This window comes from Runella zeae DSM 19591 (assembly GCF_000423565.1).
In the GTDB taxonomy this organism is placed as follows: domain Bacteria; phylum Bacteroidota; class Bacteroidia; order Cytophagales; family Spirosomataceae; genus Runella; species Runella zeae.
The window spans coordinates 89,377-103,138 of record NZ_AUIF01000043.1 but is presented as its reverse complement, the minus strand read 5'-3'; the positions used below and the strand labels follow the sequence as shown (position 1 = coordinate 103,138).

Here is a 13,762-nt window from a genome sequence, read left to right as displayed (position 1 = left end):
TGCCGTAGACGGCCGCAGGAAAGAGAATAAAACGAAGATTGAGTGTTTGACGTGGAATTATTGAAAAAGCAAAAGCCTCCGTGGTGGAGGCTTTTGCTTAAATTTCTCCTCAATTATTTTCCCCAATAAAAGCAGAAAATTGAGAGGGTTGAATACGTAAAGTATCAGGATAAGTAGAGGTACTCCCTTTTCGAGTTCGAATAAAAGTCATCATAAATTCCCCTTCTATATAGCCTGTACTTTTATCAAGCTTTGTTACCCTAAAATATTGCTTTTCACTGGGTAACACAGTATACTGGTCTTTACCTGCATCAAATTCATGTGTAAAAAATATAGCTTGTGGAATTGTGTCAGGACGACAGGCTGGTTTATATCCTTCTTGGAATACATACTCACCTACTTTTAGAGGAATTGCCCCAAAAGTTATACTCTCAAAGGGATACCTTTTATAATCTTCAAAGTCATAATAACGGTATAGAGATAACGAGAAAAAGCGTTTATAAAGGGTGTCCAAGCGTTCAGCCCAGCAAGAATAACAGGAAGTTCGAGTGGCAACAGCGACACCATTTGGCAAGACTTTATTCCACGGTTCGCCATTCATCACTATTTGAGCAGAATTGCGAGGGGTGGGAAGCGGTTCTTCTTTGGTGTCTTTACGGCATCCCAACACCAAAACAACACACACCCATCCTAACACAAATGTTGGGGTTATCTGCAACCTTTTCATTTTTCTATGATTAGTTTCTCAGTTTTTACAAAAGCACCATCCAATTCCATTTTACATAAGTAAACCCCTGTGGGTTCTGCTGTACAATCATGCGTTAAGTAATAAACTCCACTAGAATATTTTTTATTACTCAACGTGCGGATGATTTTACCTTGAAGATTGATTATATCTATTTTTACGTTCCCTTCTCTAGGAACTTTAAAACCAAGTTGAAATTGATTCTTGACTGAGTACCGAAAGAAGCATACATAGAAAACTGAAGACAATGTAAAAACACTGGCCGTAGACGGCCGCAGGAAAGAAAATAAGACGAAGATTGAGTGTTTGACTTGGAACTATTGAAAAAGGGAAAGCCTCCACAACGGAGGCTTTTTGGTTTATTAGTTATTTTTTGAAATTTCAACTCCAATAAGTTTTAAAAGTTTGATTAAGTCTTTGCCTGTCATCTCCGAAATTTTTTTATTAAGTAGTTGACCCAAATCTTTTTCTGTAGTGTATTGAGTATAAGAAATTATTAGTTCTTTAAAAGTATGATTGTCTCTAATAAAGGGGTGATACGTTGCTATTTCCTTATCTCTTAATAAATTAATTAATTCCTCTTTAATTGATTTGTAGTCGCGTTTTCTACCCTTTATGTCCAATTCCTCGCCGTAAGTCAATAAGTTTTCTGCAATTTTAATGAACTGTTTTAGAGGATTTTTTTCTTTTTCTTCTATTTCAGAAAAAGGCTTGTTTTCATAAGAATGCACTTTATCTAGAAAGTTAGATAATAACTTCAAATCATTTTCATCAATGAGTATAAATGCCATTTTTGGATAAGTTTAATATGCGTTCGAAAATGGAACAGTCCCATCTTAAAAAAAGTTTAAAATGTGCTATCATTTATCATTTTTAGATAATTTTTAATGACTTTATGAAAAGCTGTAATTTGCTCAAGAGACTCTGTTGAGAGTTTGTTAGTTCGGAAGGTAAAAGTTATATTCTCTTCTATTTGAATATCTTCAAGAGATAGTTTGTATGCATCAATACCAAACAGTTCAGAAATTTTTAGTAAATTTCTAGAGGGAATAGTACGCTGTCCGGTTTCATAATAACTAATCGTTACGTGGGAGACTTTTAGGTAATCAGCCAATGCCTCTTGACTTAAACCTAAGCGTTCCCGAAGTAAGCGTATGTTTTTACCAATAATAGTAGGGCGTATATGTTCTCCTTTACGCTTTTTAAGCTGGTGTTCCAAATCTTTGGTTTTTACGTTTTCGAGATTCATAATAAAATATTATTCTACGTTTTCTCTTCTTACTTCTTGATTAGATACTTCCAAAAGTGCCTCAAAATTAACATGGGGGTTAAAAAGGATGATGCCATCCACCTTGAAACCTTCCATAGTTTCATGTTTTAAGGCTGATTCAAATGCTACGTAAGCAGTCTTGATTACTTCATCGTCGGTCATATATTTTGACAAATACCATTTGCGCCCATTCCATGTCTTGAGTTCTCCGGTTTTAGTACAGGGGGCTTGGTAAGTGACCTGAAGGAAAATCCGGCCTGAAGGGTTTTCGTTGTCATGCTCTACTCTCAATTTGAAGGTGCCGTTACCCAAAACCATCATGGTAATTCTATCGACAATTTTTTTTACACGTTCTAGCATTTGAATTGAAGGGAGTGTTTTGCGTGGCCAGCACGGAGCTGACCACTATTGATTAATGATTTCCTAATTTACCCTAAACTGTCAGGTTTTACCTCATTCTCCCAGAATACTGCTACTTGAGTAATCATGGAATGAAGAGCCAATCTGCCTACTTTTTCTGAGAGTTCGGTGATGTCGTCACGTACTAAAATAAGCATTTGACCAGCGGCGCCGTAAAAGGCTCGGCGAGTTTCTTGGAGTTGAATTGGATTCATGGTTAGTGCATTCAAACCTACTCTTTCAAGATATAGCATGAACTGATGTTCAATGTTAAACTTTTCCATTAGTATCGCTCCTCCCATGTTTCCTTGGCGTCTTTGTGTTCGATGAGGGGAGCTTCGGCGAGCTGGAGAGCTGCTTCTACATCGTTGGGTCGATGAAAGGGGTATTTGTCGTAAAACTTGTTAATCACTTCTTCAGCCCTGATTACTTCACGACCGTAATGATTCTGGCTATCGCTTACGATTTCTTTAGCCCGTTCGAAATTTTTTAGGTCTTTTCGGTAGTCGTGGGCTGCTTCCACATCATTACGTATTTGATTGTAGGCCGCTAACATATCGGTACCTTCGGGTACTTCGGCAGTGAGGCCGATGCGCTCATTTTCGTAGTTGCCAAGATTGTAAGTCTTGGAATACTCCACACGGGTGTATTTGATTCCTTCCATGATTGTTGGATTTTATTGTGGTAAAAAATTACGATTAGTAAGCTGTCGATGGATTTGGCCAAGTACCATATTGAGGTGAGCAGGTATGGGTGTGTTGGTCATTTCCGTCATTAGTATTCTAGCTATGCTCAGGGGGATGACGACTGATTTTGGGATAGCGGGTGAGCCTTGTTCTATGCGTAGGCTACGTGCCATGAATTTAGTACAGAGCCACTCAGACAAAATAAGATGAGCGTTGGAAGCTGTCCCCTGCAGCTCATATACATCAGCCAAGATATTGAGAAGGTAAGCCCGTAATAAATGGGCTTCTGTGCGATAGAGCTTGATGCTGATAGGATCCAGTGACGTATTGCGAGAAAGTTCATTCATACTTCACCTCCTTTCCCAGTTTTTCTGCTTCAGCTTCGGTTAAGGGTTCACCCTTGTTTATTTTCTCTACGATTCGCATTAAGTAGTCTGACTTAGGCGAAGAGCGTTTGTATATCCAGTTAGTAGTGATAAGGCATTTTTGACCTTTGTGCGCTTGCAGAAGTGCCAAAAACTCAGCTTTCATTTCGACTGTAAACCCGTATGGGTAAGTTTTCATGGCTTCAGAGAGCTGAAGGAAATCATCATCAATACGCTGGATTGTATTGATTTTATCAGTATAACCAGCCTCAATGAAAGAGACCAGACCGTTGGCTCCGAGCGTGGTAAATTGAGATTGGGTGATTACGGAAAGTCGTATCATAGTTATATATAGTATGATGTTGTTACCACGAAATCGGCTGGACTAATCGCCACGAGCCTTTTTCGTATTGGTATATTTTGTTGCAGTTGGGGTCACGCTCAGAGGCGATACATTGCTTCAGCGTACGCGTATCAAAAATGGCGGCTTCTCGGATTTGGCCTTTGAAGTATTCCTCACACACCCGGAACATTTCGTTAATCCACTCATTGATTTTGCCCTTATGGGGTTGCTTCCATTCGTTCGACCATTTTGACCATTTGTTACCGTCGTAGAAAGTCACGGTCAAATAGCAGCTTGCTTTGGCTCTTTGCTCGGCGCGTTGCTCATCGGTGAGGGGTTTGCGCTCGTGTTTGACGGTCTTTTGTTTCGCTTTTTGCTTTTGTAAGATGTACGGTGACGACATATTGATAAGAGGTTAGAGATTGCTATGAGTAATATCCATCATCCCAAGTCATGTAGTCTTCTACGATGATGACCGTAGGAGCATGGGCAAGTTTGCGTTGACGGCTTGGCTTCAGATAGGCCGGGGGCTGGAAGTCGTTGGCTTGCTGTTCGAGAAATTGTTTCATAAACCTATCGTTCCATTTTTTGCCAAGGCCACTGAAAATAAGGCGATAATAATTCCAGAGTGCCATCAGGTCTTTGCCCTGGACTTCCTGACGCATCGGTTGGCCAGCGCGGAGTTTTTCGAAGTCTCGACGGGCTTGCCGCATAAGGCTTTCGCCGCGTTTTTGCTTTTTCTCCCTTTCCTCTTCGTAGGCACGTCGGCGGCGACTGGCCAAGGCCGAATCGCGCTGTAACCATGCCTCTATGCCCTTAAATCCGCGGGTATTTTCGGCATCGAAGTAGCCACGACCTGCCACATGGACCGCAAAGGGGTCAGGTAGATATGCCTCCGGGTGGTGGTCGTAGTATCGGGCGGCGCGGTCGAGTTTTTCGAGCTGTCTGGCCTGAAAAGCAGCCCAATCAGCAGCCGTACGGGCATCGTCAAAGCGGTTGTAAACACCCGTATATATCGCTGAAATGGCCTGTTCTTGCTCCTTTTTGCTGAAATCGCGGCTAGGATAGAGTACTTTCCAAGCGTGTAGCCAAAACTGCATCAATATTTCGGCGAAGTACTTTTCGAGACGTGGGGGCAGCTGAGGGAGTTTACTGCGGACACGGTCGGCGCGTAAGTTGCGTAGCTCCTCGTCCTGGGCTTGTTTTTGTGCGCGCCGCCCCCCGCCGCCCCCCAGCCCTGTTCTCTCTGTAGTAAGCTCAGAGGACTCATTTTCGGGGCTTTGGTTGGCTGTCCGACCCCTCTGTCCCTCGTTGTTCTGTCCCTGTCCACATTTCAAGATTTCCGCTCTATCATTTTCGTTTACGATAGTCTCTACGTAGATATTACTAAGCGGAAAACTTTTCCTGTTGGTGGGCGAAAGGCTTGATTTTGAGCTTTTTAAAGTTTTCGGTTTTTCGCTCGTTTCCCAAAGGATTTCTTGACTTATCCACAGCTCAAAATCATGCTCTCTGCCACGAAACTTGGTACGAATCAGCCGCAAATTGCGTAGCGTAGTGAGGTGATTGCGAATAGTGCGGTCGGTACAGTCGCAAATTTCGGCCAGTCTTACGTTGTTGGTCAGCAAACTAGGTAGCTCCTGATGCACCAGCGGCGCCGTACTCGCTACCTGATTGTAAGCCTTGGCATACTCCTGTAGCAGTATATAAAAAGTGGTCTTGAGCTGCTCAGGCAGCAAACCTGTGCGGCGCGAGTAGTTGTATTCTCGGATGGTACCGTCTTTGAGACGGATCCGTCGCAGGTGTTCCACCGAGGGGCAAGCCTCGTTGTGAGTGCGATAGCGGCCTAAGAAGCGCACAAAGGCTTCAGCGTTGTCAATTTTGCTGTACATTTTACTTATTTAGTAAAAACTCCCCTTTCCCCACGCTCGGGCGTTACTCCGTGCGCGGGTACTTGGGTTGTAGGCTGTCCTACCCTGGTCTCCTGACTGGACTCGAACCAGTACTTTCCCTGTGGCGGGGGTGTGTTACCATTACACTACAGGAGACATTATCTGAAGTTTCCGCCGGACACTCATGCGCATCAGCGATGCGCTGAGTATCCATCCTCTAACCCTTAACCTCTATGAGAGTCCGGCGGCGGGGGTAAATGTTCGACTTCTTGTAAAATCTGGCCTACCTGTATGCCCCACACTAGGGGGTACTTTTCTTTGGTAGCCATATTCAAAAAATACAGCATAGCAAGATGGTCATTGATACCACCCGGTACATTCATCATCAGCCCCATAGGTACCAGTTCTTTGGGCGGGCTGGGCAAAATACCCCCGTCGGTATAGACACTCTGCTTTTCATTGAATTGTAATACGGCTATGCAGTTTTTGACGCCCGTTTTTGCCATAAACTCCTGAAAGGCTTCTTGGACGATTTTTGCTCTTTCATCCGAATTGGGGATTGCTATCATGATTTGAGGGTTAAGAATGTATTGAAATATCGAGTTTGTGCGCGAGTGAAACGGTAATGTGCATACGCATAGCGTAGCCTACCTAGTAGAGCAGTATGGTGGCGATGCCGCTCCAGTTGCTTGTACCAATAGAGCACTGGCTTGGCGGCTTCCTCTATTTTCTGAACGAGACCTGCCGCAAACAGGATACTCTGTACGGAGATAGGTTCCTTTTTCATTTTTCAGATTTTTGGGGACTAATACGCGTCAACCACGGCCATAAAACCACGAACATAATGAGCCAAAGCACTGTATCTGCGGTCATTTGGTAGCCTCCTTTCCATGCTTCAGTAAGCATCGCCGCTCACCGTGGCCATTAAACGCCTTTGCTGAAAACTGTTTGCCACAACCCCGGCACGTATGCATGTCATTCTCTTCAGTGATGTTTTTGGGGGTATCCAGAGGCTTAGGAGTTACTGTTTTGGGAGGTTGATACAGGTTACGATAGTAGCCATCCAAAAAATCACTAATCAGCACTCCCGCCAGGCTCAGTTTTGCTATTACCAATCGCATTTGAGTCTCTTGAAACACCCGATTGTGAGGCGATTCCCGTAAGACATCCATGTCCTGAGCCGCTTTTTGGAGCAAATCTTGTTGTTTAGGGTTGAGCGAGGGTATCATATTAAGGTTTAGATTGGTGGCGTTTGATTACGGTTTCAAAAACCGACTTCATATTGGCTTCTCCCCTCAGATGAGCATTCACATCTTTGGCGGCCAACTCAAGCAAACACATGGCTGTTGTAGGATTTTTTACGGTCTTAAATCGATTGAGAGCTACCTGCAAATACCCCCCAATCAGCGGGTCGGGATGTCTATTCATGACGCTTTTTAGGAAAATTGATTCTGATAAGCTCTACGCACAAGGCTACAGGAGCCACAAAAAAAACGACAAAAAGCAACAAAGCTTCGAGCCAAAAACGAGCTTCAAGGGGTATCATTGGAAAGTAAGTTGGTGCTCAGTGTAATGGTTGTGATAACGCTGCACAGTGTCCATCAGCCAATCCAATTCTTTGGGAGTAGGGATTTCTGAACTTCCTACGGCCATCATCATTGTGAATTGCTGGTCGGTAGAGTACCCAAAAAGCTCCACAAAGTCTTTCTTAATTTCGGAGCGGGCTTTCTTTTTGATGACCCCATCGTGGTACATCCGACGTACTTCTTCGAGTGTCATAACTTTGCCGTTTAGTAAATAATTATTCGATTTATTACAACTATTTTCTAAAAAGTTGTTTATTTGTTGTTGTAATTGAGTACAAATATCATATAATTATATGATACTATCAAATAATTATAAGAAATAAAATTTTGCAAATAATGTAAATTATTGATTTTCAATAATTTAAAAAAATAAACATATGCCATAATTATGATATTTGTATCGGCAAAATATCGAGTATTTCTGCTATTTATTCTGTTTGTCTGCGGATGTAAGGAGACTCCTGAGCCAGAATATGAATATATTATAGAGAATATTTCTAAACATACTGTAATTGCCTATAATAATGATGCTACTAGTCCTATAGACAATTTCGAAGAAGTGTCGCTTGAACCTCAGACGAGAGCTACAGTTAAAACCAAGTCACCAGATGGATTAAAACCTAAGTTTAGGTCGTCGGATCCTGATTTAGTGTTTGATATCAAGAGGGATATAGACAAAAAGACTTACTATGTAAACGCTGACTATAAATACTATGAATATACTCTTGAAAACCTATCAAATTTTACCATAACAGTATTTAACAATGATACAATATCTCTTAAAGACAACTTTAATGAAGTAACAATTGCTCCTAAAACTAAAGCTACTGTCAAAACAAAGTCCGCAGACGGGTTAAAACCAAAACTTAAATCTTCTGACCCTGATTTAGTATTCGAAGTGAAGAGCGACGCTGAAAAGAAGGTTTATTACTTGAGTGCTGACTACAAACAGTATGAATACATTGTTGAAAATACCTCTAATTTTCCTATCACAGTTTATAATAATGATTCTAGTAACCCAAAAGGGAACTTTTCTGAAACTACAGTTAATCCTAATTCTAAAATTGTAATTAAGACGAGAAATGGCAATGGAATGGTACCAATGATGAAATCAGGTGACAGAATCACAGAATACGAAGTTAGTGGTAAGACTTATATTCTAAATGCCTACTTAAATACATTAGAGTATATTTTTTCAGGAACTTCTAAAACTGTAAATATATACTATACTACTCCTGAAGGGAAACGTGATTCTTTGCTTAATGTGAATTTACCTTCAGAGTTGAAATTCAAGTTATTTGGCGCGGAAACCGCTCAGATAACTGTTTACAAACCTTATGTATCAGGTAACATCACAATTGAGGTTTATTTTAAAGGAAAATCAGTCCACAAACTTACTGGAAGTGACCCTCACTTACGTTTAACCTCTTCCTATAATGCAAAAACGAAGAAGGCTACCGAATCACGTTCAGCTCCTGAAGAGTGGCCTTGTGGAGTTTATAATGGCCGAACTCTAATTACAGGGCCAAGGGGAGGCTGTTACTACATTAATTCAAATGGTAATAAAACGTATGTAGATAGAAGCTATTGTAATTGTGACTAATCAGAAAATTGAAATCAATTTTAAAAACAAATAAATGTATTAAGGGTATGGAACATCCAATTGCAAGCCGAATTGAGAGTTTGATTAATGCGCTTAAGATGAACAGGAATACCTTCGCAAAATCGCTAAATAAAAGTTTTAGCTCTATTCAGATTATAGTTGAAGGTAAAAGTAAACCGGGTTATGACTTATTAGAAACCATTTTGTTAGCATATCCACAGGTAAACTCTAGTTGGTTGATGAAAGGAGAAGGTGAAATGTTTTTAAATGAAGAAAGTAAGCACATCGCTCCAACTGATTACCTTCAAAATCATCTACAAAAGCTGGAAGAAAGCTTTCAGCGCCTTAATCAACAGATTGAAGTGAAAGATAAGCAAATTGAGTATTATCAGCGTCAGAATGAGCGCTTGATGGATTTACTGGGAAAGCTTGATGGCGTAGTCGAAGAGGCGCAAATCGTAGCTCTTTGGAAAGAAAGTCAGGCAAGAGCCTGATTTTTTGACTCAACCCGCAGTTACGTTTGCGATTACGTCATAAATCCGAGATTCGGATTTGCCTCATAGTCAGGTTTTTAAAGAGAAGAGTTCGAATCCCTCTCTCTCTGCAACTGGCTGTAAATCATTGATTTACAGCCTTTTTTGTGTTTAAGTTTCTTCCTTTTTTTACTTCTGACTATACTTTGGCTTGGCCATTTACAGCAATGAAAGGTTTAGAAATTACATTACTTTGGCAGGATCCTAACATAGAAGAATTTTATTTTAGGATAAGTAATGAAATGAATTCATGTGAACTGACCCTATACATACTAGTGCAATCCTTGTATGATTTTGGTAAAAAGCTACAAGAATTTCCTCAATCAATTAATGATAAAATATCTTTTGAAATCAATTCAACAGATAGCTGTTATTTGTTATTGGAGGCTTTGTGCTATAACCAATTTGGCCATGCTGCTCTAAAAGTGCATGCGATTAATAATAGTATTATGCCACATATTTTTGATTTGACATTTTATATTCAATGTGAAGTGGCAGCCATAAATGAATTAGGAAGTCTATTGGCTAGTTGGGATTTGGATAACAATTACTATTTGGAATGGCATCCTAAAATGTAGAGATTTACCATAGCTATAAATGTTAATAAATTTTGATTATTGTGTAGACATATTTAACCATTTATGAAACAGTCATAGATTGGCGTTTTCAGCTGTTAAACCTACTAAAGATGCGAATTTAAAGAAAGTAAAACGGCTAAATAAAGTTTGGTTTTAAAGAATAAAATGGAATGTGTAGTATGTAAGCACGGAACGACCTATAAGGGTCATGTGACCGTAAAACTAGAGCGTAGAGAATCTATTGTTTTGTTTAAAGTTCCTGCTGATATTTGCGAAAATTGCGAACACTTCTATTTAGATGAACATACCGCAATAGTTATCTTAAACGAAGGTGAGAAGGCTATCAAGCAAGGCGCTGAATTCAAAGTAGTGCGCTATGGTTGGGTTGCCTAGTAATTTTGAGGCACTGGCCGTAAGCATTCCCGTTCGTATAGTTGGTCCGTAGAAACAATAACAGCCGGGTGAGGCTTAAATTGGCCGTTGGGGAGTTGAAAATTTAGAAATACTACATCACGCTGATTCACCTTCATACAATTTTTGGGCTATTATGTTACGGCTTTTGACACGGGAAGCGGCTTTAAAGATTTCTGTTTCGCGGTCGTCAGACTCGGATAATTCTCCCTTAATTATCTTGTCTAGTAAAATACCCCAAGGTGAAAGTTCATAGTTTATTTTGGCATAACGCTCATAAAGACCATCAGGTAGGGCATTTATGATTTCGGGATAATTGGCCATTACTTTCAGCATTCGGTGCGAGGTAGTCAGTAAATTGTGGTATGGTTCGGCCTCTACCTTTGTAACCGTATATGGGTCAAAATCAACCGTAAAATTGCCTATATCATCAATCATTTGCTTTACATCGTCTGAATGTAAAAATTCCAGCACATTGAGCAATGTTTGAACACTGAAGTTGGTAAACGGGCTAAGTAAGTCTCTTTGGCTCATATCATAAGCATTATTAATAATCAAATTTAATAAATTTATTAAATAGGTAAGGTATTCGTGAAAAGTCGTCGTAGAGGGTGTATCGAAATTTTACCCTATGGCCAACAACTTCCAACATCGCTTTACTTCAGTAACGTTGTTTTAGTAGGTGTGATCGATATTTTCACGCAAAAAGCCATTTTTGAAGCCTATGAGGTGCTTTTTGACAGAGTGGTTTTCTGCATTGTAGGGGTTTAATTCTCAGTTTTTGCGTCGCATACAACACTATTTTATCACATACGAAGATCAAAACAGCTATACCTTATAGTCCAGCGGGCTTCACAAATATGTATTTATCTAAATAGCCTTTTACTACCCTGTCATTCTGAATTTTACTTACGTATACATAGGCAGAGTCATTGGTTTGATCAGGAAATTCAAATTTCATTTCTATCTGTAGTCCTCGGTCTGTGAGCAAATAAAGATGATTTGAACCTCCTACTTTGTCAGTTTGAGCAACGCGATCCTTGAAAATAATCTTGTTGTCTTTTTGGAAATACACACTATCTAAGCCTCGGGCAGGCTGTGTCAAAGTCCACCCCGACCAAGTACGTATGAATAATTGATTTTGATCCGTGACCCTTGTTTCATTTCCTTTTTCATCAACTTCTGCTACTTTTTTCCAATAGGCATAAGCGAAAGCATCATAGGCATCCGAATCAATCATATCCCTTTTTTTACAAGAAAAAATAGAAATCAATAGGTAGACGTATAATAATGTATTTTTCATAGCTTTCTTTTTATAAATACTTATCTGTTAATCGTAAAATACAGATTGGCAGTGGATTAAACCTATTCCTGAATAAAAAATAATAGAAACTAATAACAATTTCTTAGAGAAAGATAGTCGCCTGCCATAGAACTACAACTCGTAGTTTCCCTTGATTTGAGGATGAAAATAAGTGTTTTTTGAATTTGTTTCTACGTCCTACGCTATAAACATCATTAGCTCAACCAATGGTCGAGCTAATGACTTAAAATTCAGAGGGATTATTATTTGTTTTTTTTCTACCAACCAGGGTTTTGGGTAAGTTTCGGATTTGTAATAATATCGCCTGTGGGAATGGGGTAATAATAGTTTTTGTCGGTCCATTTACGAGGAATATTGTTTAGCCATGTTAGTTCGCCAGAAGTTTCACCGGAGATAAGCTGGGAGTTTGGTTTGCCCGCAATCATCGGCGACACCTCTACGTAAGTCACCCCTGTTACTTTGGTAGGAGCGGTTGTTTTATAAAACGCCACGTCCAAAATTCCGTCTTCATTTAAGTCCATTGGGGTATTGAGGGCCGGCACATACATACCGTTCCATTCCATTTGCATGAGTTCTCCTCTTCTCCATCTTACGATGTCGTCGAAACGAAAACCTTCTAAACACAACTCAATTCCCCTTTCGCGACGCACTTCGAGTAGTACAGGGTCAGAGATAGCAGGGAAGTATTTTGACTGTAAATACGTATCGACCTTGGTAGGTTTGGTGGTCAATCCGCCTGTGATACCCGCCCGCTTCCGCAAAGCACCGATAGAAAGCGCCCAATCAGCGTCGGTAAGTGTACCAAGTTCGGTTTTGGCTTCGGCATAGTTGAGAAGTACTTCAGCATAGCGAAAAATAGAAATAGAATTGATATTCAAATCGCGGGTGTCATAATACATATCATCCAAAGTCCACTTGATGGGCATATAGCCTGTATAAGTGTACGAAAACAAAGGTGGCGAAGGAACCAACTGCCCGCCGCTTGTGCGCTTATAATCTCCTACCCGAATCGTCTGCTGCAGGCGTCGGTCACGGCCTTTTACCTCATCTTTGAAAAGCATGGTTTTATAGGCTGGATTGTCGGTAAAGGGCGTACCGTCGATGTTCAAATAGGTATTGATAAAAGTCCGAATAAAACTCGCTTTATCACCATAAGTACCACTAGTCCAGTACCAATTGGCGTCGTTTAGATTATTTAATGCCAAATCGCACACCGCCGAAAGCATCACTTCGGTAGTGACAGGGGCAGGATTAATAAATACTTGGCGGTAAGACTTGTCGGTACCCGAGCCGTCAAAAAGTTTGTATCCACCCTCGTCTATTACTTTTTTGGCAGCTTCAGCAGCTTGATTTAAGAAATTGGGGGCTGTGGCTTGCAGTCCTAAATTGGTATGGTATTTTCGGAAAGTTCCTTCATATAGACATACCCGTGATTTGAAGGCATAGGCTACGTATTTTGTCACCAGGCTTCGGGTAGGCTCGTTGGCAGCGGTGATATTTTGGCAAGCATAATCCAAGTCTGCTACTACCGAATCCATCACCAAGGTACGCGGGTCACGGCCTTTGTAAAGCAATTCTGCATCTGATACATCAAGGGCTTTGCCGTACCAAGGCACATCTCCGAAGCGTTTTACTTTATCAAAATAAAACCATGCTCTAAAAAAACGAGCGATACCGAGGTAATTTTTACGAACCGCGAGGGGGACTTTAGGGTCGTTGCAGTTTTGGATAAAATAGTTTATATTCCGCAAATCTGACCAGCTCCAGCCTGTGCTTACTTGGGGGCTATAGTTGCCTTCGGTAATAAAAGGAGGCGATTCGCGGCGCGCAAGATAGTCAGACATGGCATCGGCACGGTGGAGATTTTTGCCATTAAACATCGTGTAAAACGAGTTGGTGTACAACACTAGTCCACTTTCACTGCCAAAAATAGGCCCTTTGGAGGTGGTAGCTTCGGGTAGCTCTTCTAAATCGCAGCTTACGAGGAAGACCGCAGCTAGTAAAACAAGGATATATTTTAGTTTCATTTG

At 40.7% G+C, this 13,762-nt stretch carries 24 protein-coding genes and 1 tRNA gene; 4 read left to right on the top strand and 21 right to left on the bottom strand.

Annotated elements, in window-relative coordinates; all coding sequences use genetic code 11:
- Positions 1-109: 109 nt before the first annotated feature.
- From G563_RS0113525 to G563_RS0113440, 18 genes are all read right to left on the bottom strand, one after another.
- Positions 110-727, bottom strand: coding sequence for a hypothetical protein (locus G563_RS0113525; protein WP_028665785.1), 618 nt, complete (start codon positions 725-727; stop codon positions 110-112).
- Positions 724-993, bottom strand: a complete 270-nt coding sequence (locus tag G563_RS39200; protein ID WP_028665784.1) for a T9SS type A sorting domain-containing protein — start codon at positions 991-993, stop codon at positions 724-726. Before G563_RS39200 ends, G563_RS0113525 begins: the two co-directional genes overlap by 4 nt.
- Positions 994-1,107: 114 nt before the next feature.
- Complete coding sequence (locus G563_RS0113515; protein WP_028665783.1) at positions 1,108-1,536, bottom strand: hypothetical protein; 429 nt, start codon at positions 1,534-1,536, stop codon at positions 1,108-1,110.
- A gap of 56 nt (positions 1,537-1,592) precedes the next feature.
- Positions 1,593-1,994: a helix-turn-helix domain-containing protein gene (locus G563_RS0113510; RefSeq protein ID WP_051210963.1), complete on the bottom strand. Its 402-nt coding sequence runs from the start codon at positions 1,992-1,994 to the stop codon at positions 1,593-1,595.
- Between the two features lie 9 nt (positions 1,995-2,003).
- Positions 2,004-2,375, bottom strand: a complete 372-nt coding sequence (locus tag G563_RS37000; RefSeq protein WP_051210962.1) for a hypothetical protein — start codon at positions 2,373-2,375, stop codon at positions 2,004-2,006.
- A gap of 68 nt (positions 2,376-2,443) precedes the next feature.
- A complete protein-coding gene (locus G563_RS0113500) occupies positions 2,444-2,629 on the bottom strand; it encodes a hypothetical protein (RefSeq protein ID WP_157585309.1) in 186 nt (61 codons plus the stop codon).
- A gap of 68 nt (positions 2,630-2,697) precedes the next feature.
- Complete coding sequence (locus G563_RS0113495; RefSeq protein ID WP_028665780.1) at positions 2,698-3,078, bottom strand: hypothetical protein; 381 nt, start codon at positions 3,076-3,078, stop codon at positions 2,698-2,700.
- Positions 3,079-3,090: 12 nt separating this feature from the next.
- On the bottom strand, positions 3,091-3,447 hold the full coding sequence (locus G563_RS0113490; protein WP_028665779.1) for a hypothetical protein: 357 nt from the start codon (positions 3,445-3,447) through the stop codon (positions 3,091-3,093).
- Positions 3,440-3,808: a hypothetical protein gene (locus tag G563_RS0113485; protein ID WP_028665778.1), complete on the bottom strand. Its 369-nt coding sequence runs from the start codon at positions 3,806-3,808 to the stop codon at positions 3,440-3,442. Before G563_RS0113485 ends, G563_RS0113490 begins: the two co-directional genes overlap by 8 nt.
- A gap of 22 nt (positions 3,809-3,830) precedes the next feature.
- A complete protein-coding gene (locus tag G563_RS0113480; RefSeq protein WP_028665777.1) occupies positions 3,831-4,211 on the bottom strand; it encodes a hypothetical protein in 381 nt (126 codons plus the stop codon).
- 22 nt (positions 4,212-4,233) lie between these two features.
- A complete protein-coding gene (locus G563_RS0113475) occupies positions 4,234-5,697 on the bottom strand; it encodes a hypothetical protein (RefSeq protein ID WP_028665776.1) in 1,464 nt (487 codons plus the stop codon).
- Positions 5,698-5,784: 87 nt separating this feature from the next.
- A tRNA-OTHER gene (locus tag G563_RS0113470) sits at positions 5,785-5,853 on the bottom strand.
- A 68-nt stretch (positions 5,854-5,921) separates the two neighbouring features.
- Positions 5,922-6,266: a hypothetical protein gene (locus tag G563_RS0113465; protein WP_028665775.1), complete on the bottom strand. Its 345-nt coding sequence runs from the start codon at positions 6,264-6,266 to the stop codon at positions 5,922-5,924.
- Complete coding sequence (locus tag G563_RS0113460) at positions 6,263-6,484, bottom strand: hypothetical protein (RefSeq protein WP_028665774.1); 222 nt, start codon at positions 6,482-6,484, stop codon at positions 6,263-6,265. Before G563_RS0113460 ends, G563_RS0113465 begins: the two co-directional genes overlap by 4 nt.
- An 82-nt stretch (positions 6,485-6,566) precedes the next feature.
- The gene (locus tag G563_RS0113455; RefSeq protein WP_028665773.1) at positions 6,567-6,926 is read right to left on the bottom strand and encodes a hypothetical protein; all 360 of its coding nucleotides are present in this window, start codon (positions 6,924-6,926) and stop codon (positions 6,567-6,569) included.
- Position 6,927: 1 nt separating this feature from the next.
- Entirely contained in the window at positions 6,928-7,125 is a 198-nt protein-coding gene (locus G563_RS0113450) for a hypothetical protein (RefSeq protein WP_028665772.1), read from the bottom strand.
- Entirely contained in the window at positions 7,118-7,243 is a 126-nt protein-coding gene (locus G563_RS39070) for a hypothetical protein (protein ID WP_262506115.1), read from the bottom strand. The genes G563_RS0113450 and G563_RS39070 overlap by 8 nt, the downstream gene beginning before the upstream one ends.
- Entirely contained in the window at positions 7,240-7,476 is a 237-nt protein-coding gene (locus G563_RS0113440; protein WP_028665771.1) for a hypothetical protein, read from the bottom strand. The genes G563_RS39070 and G563_RS0113440 overlap by 4 nt, the downstream gene beginning before the upstream one ends.
- 195 nt (positions 7,477-7,671) lie before the next feature.
- Here G563_RS0113440 and G563_RS38645 point away from each other — a divergent pair, with 195 nt between their 5' ends.
- The 4 genes from G563_RS38645 (at position 7,672) to G563_RS0113415 (ending at position 10,390) form a co-directional block, all read left to right on the top strand.
- A complete protein-coding gene (locus tag G563_RS38645) occupies positions 7,672-8,886 on the top strand; it encodes a hypothetical protein (RefSeq protein WP_028665770.1) in 1,215 nt (404 codons plus the stop codon).
- Between the two features lie 47 nt (positions 8,887-8,933).
- Positions 8,934-9,380, top strand: coding sequence for a hypothetical protein (locus tag G563_RS36995; protein WP_051210961.1), 447 nt, complete (start codon positions 8,934-8,936; stop codon positions 9,378-9,380).
- Positions 9,381-9,526: 146 nt separating this feature from the next.
- Positions 9,527-9,997 carry a hypothetical protein gene (locus tag G563_RS0113420; RefSeq protein WP_028665769.1) on the top strand — a complete coding sequence of 157 codons (471 nt, stop codon included), beginning with the start codon at positions 9,527-9,529 and terminating at the stop codon, positions 9,995-9,997.
- Between the two features lie 165 nt (positions 9,998-10,162).
- Complete coding sequence (locus tag G563_RS0113415; protein ID WP_028665768.1) at positions 10,163-10,390, top strand: type II toxin-antitoxin system MqsA family antitoxin; 228 nt, start codon at positions 10,163-10,165, stop codon at positions 10,388-10,390.
- Between the two features lie 117 nt (positions 10,391-10,507).
- On the opposite strand, the gene G563_RS0113410 is transcribed toward G563_RS0113415, so the two are convergent.
- The 3 genes from G563_RS0113410 to G563_RS0113400 all read right to left on the bottom strand — a co-directional run bounded on the left by G563_RS0113410 (position 10,508) and on the right by G563_RS0113400 (position 13,759).
- Positions 10,508-10,942: a hypothetical protein gene (locus G563_RS0113410; protein WP_028665767.1), complete on the bottom strand. Its 435-nt coding sequence runs from the start codon at positions 10,940-10,942 to the stop codon at positions 10,508-10,510.
- 301 nt (positions 10,943-11,243) lie between these two features.
- Entirely contained in the window at positions 11,244-11,711 is a 468-nt protein-coding gene (locus G563_RS0113405; RefSeq protein WP_028665766.1) for a hypothetical protein, read from the bottom strand.
- A 278-nt stretch (positions 11,712-11,989) separates the two neighbouring features.
- Positions 11,990-13,759, bottom strand: coding sequence for a RagB/SusD family nutrient uptake outer membrane protein (locus tag G563_RS0113400; protein WP_028665765.1), 1,770 nt, complete (start codon positions 13,757-13,759; stop codon positions 11,990-11,992).
- Positions 13,760-13,762: the final 3 nt, after the last annotated feature.